Here is a 2,385-nt window from a genome sequence, read left to right on the forward strand (position 1 = left end):
TCCAGGACTGCCTCCGCCTCGTCGAGGGAATCGGCGAGGCGGAGGCAGTCCTGGACGTCTTCGGCCGAGGCGGACGTGGGGTGCAGGGCGAGGGCGAGGGCGCGGCGGAGCACACGCAGCTCCTCCGCGCCGAACGCCATGCCGCCGCGGGATCCGTAGGGCGTGGGCATGCGGCGACGATACGCGCTAATCAGACAAACAACGCATAGTGCACGGGTGTGGCGCGCGGGTACGACGCACGGGTCCACCCGGGTGGACCCGCCCGGGCGGGTGCCCCGGCGGGGAGCGGGTGCCGTTCGGCGAGGGCCACCCGGTGCCCCGGGGTGCGGGCTCGCGGGCCCGGGACCGCCGGGGAACCGGCCGAGGACGTTCGCTCCGCGAAGGGTCCGGCCCGCTCCACGAGGCGTGCGGGCCGGACCATCCCTACCGCTCGGGACCGGCCTCCCGTGGCCCGCAGGCCGGTCCGAGAACGCCGCGCCCGGGACCGGTCCGAGAACGCCACGTCCGGGATGCGCTACATCCGCGACACGTTCCGTTCGTAGACCAGGCGCAGGCCGATCAGGGTCAGCCACGGCTCGTGCTCGTCGATGACCGAGCTCTCGCCCAGGACCGTCGGCGCGAGGCCTCCGGTCGCGATGACGGTCACCTCCTCGGGATCGTCGGAGAGCTCGCGGGCCATCCGGCGGACGACGCCGTCGACCTGGCCGGCGAAGCCGTAGACGATGCCGGACTGCATCGCCTCGACCGTGTTCTTGCCGATCACGCTCCGGGGCCGGGCCACCTCGATCTTGCGGAGCTGCGCGCCGCGGACGCCGAGCGCCTCGACGGAGATCTCGATGCCGGGGGCGATGACGCCGCCGACGTACTCCCCGCGCGCGCTGACCGCGTCGAAGGTGGTGGCGGTGCCGAAGTCGACGACGATGGCCGGCCCGCCGTAGAGGTCGACGGCGGCGACCGCGTTGATGATGCGGTCCGCGCCGACCTCCTTGGGGTTGTCGGTGAGGATCGGCACACCGGTCTTGACGCCCGGCTCGACCAGGACCGCGGGGACGTCGCCGTAGTAGCGGCGGGTCACCTCACGGAGTTCGTGCAGGACGGAGGGGACGGTCGCGCAGATGGCGATGCCGTCGATCCCGTCGCCCAGTTCGTCGCCGAGCAGGGGGTGCATGCCCATCAGGCCCTGGAGGAGAACGGCGAGCTCGTCCGCGGTGCGGCGCGCGTCCGTGGAGATCCGCCAGTGCTCGACGATGTCCTCGCCGTCGAACAGGCCCAGGGTGGTGTGCGTGTTGCCCACGTCGATCGTCAGCAGCATGGCGGGCCCCTACTCAGCCGCTCGCAGATCCAGGCCGATGTCCAGGATCGGCGAGGAATGGGTGAGGGCGCCCACGGCGAGGTAGTCGACCCCCGTGTCGGCGTACGCCCTGGCGTTGTCGAGGGTGAGCCGGCCGGACGCCTCCAGGGTGGCGCGGCCGGCGGCGAGAGCCACCGCCTCCTCGCACTCGCCGGGGGTGAAGTTGTCCAGCAGGATCAGGTCGGCGCCCGCGTCCACGACCTCGCGGAGCTGGTGCAGGGTGTCGACCTCGACCTCGATCGGTACGTCGGGGAAGCGTTCCCGGACGGCCTGGAACGCCTGGGCGACGCCCCCCGCGGCGACGACGTGGTTGTCCTTGACCAGGGCGGCGTCGGAGAGCGACATGCGGTGGTTGACACCGCCGCCGCAGCGCACGGCGAACTTCTCCAGGGAGCGCAGGCCCGGGGTGGTCTTGCGGGTGTCGCGGACCTCTGCCTTCGTGCCGTCCAGGACGTCGGTCCACGCGCGCGTGGCCGTCGCGACGCCCGAGAGGCGGCACAGGAGGTTCAGGGCGCTGCGTTCCGCCGTGAGGAGGTCGCGGGTGCGGGCGGTGACGGAGAGGAGCTTGTCGCCGGCTTCCACCCGGTCGCCGTCCTCCACGTGCCGTTCGACCTCGAACTCCGCCGTGCAGACCACCGAGACGACCGCCTCGGCGATCCTGAGGCCCGCCACGACGCCCGCTTCCCGCGCGGTGAAGTCGGCGGTGGCGACGGCGTCCTCGGGGATGGTCGCGACCGTCGTCACGTCCACGCCGTGGGCGAGGTCCTCCTGGATGGCGACGTTGGCGATGTCCTCGACCTCCACCGGGTCCAGACCGGCGTCGGCCAGGAGTTGGGCGAGCGCGGGGTCGAGGCCGCACTCCAGGTAGGTCTCGTCATGGCTCTCGTCGCCGTCCGCGCCGCAGGCGCAGCCGTCGCCGCAGCCACCGGACGGGGTGAGGGGAAGGTCTGGGGTGGTCACTGCTGTCACTGCTCCTGGGGCCTGGTGCGGGAGGGTCGGGGGGTCCGGGACGTCAGAGAAGCTCGACGTCGGGG

2 protein-coding genes are annotated in these 2,385 nt (G+C 72.8%); both read right to left on the reverse strand.

Features of this window, described 5'->3' with window-relative positions; all coding sequences use genetic code 11:
* Positions 1-514 precede the first annotated feature (514 nt).
* A complete protein-coding gene (locus tag AOK11_RS37520; protein WP_055598097.1) occupies positions 515-1,312 on the reverse strand; it encodes a type III pantothenate kinase in 798 nt (265 codons plus the stop codon).
* Between the two features lie 9 nt (positions 1,313-1,321).
* Positions 1,322-2,311 carry a carboxylating nicotinate-nucleotide diphosphorylase gene (gene nadC, locus AOK11_RS37525; protein WP_055598098.1) on the reverse strand — a complete coding sequence of 330 codons (990 nt, stop codon included), beginning with the start codon at positions 2,309-2,311 and terminating at the stop codon, positions 1,322-1,324.
* Between the last annotated feature and the right edge of the window lie 74 nt (positions 2,312-2,385).

The sequence above is a fragment of the Streptomyces hirsutus genome, from assembly GCF_001418415.1.
Lineage (GTDB): Bacteria > Actinomycetota > Actinomycetes > Streptomycetales > Streptomycetaceae > Streptomyces > Streptomyces hirsutus.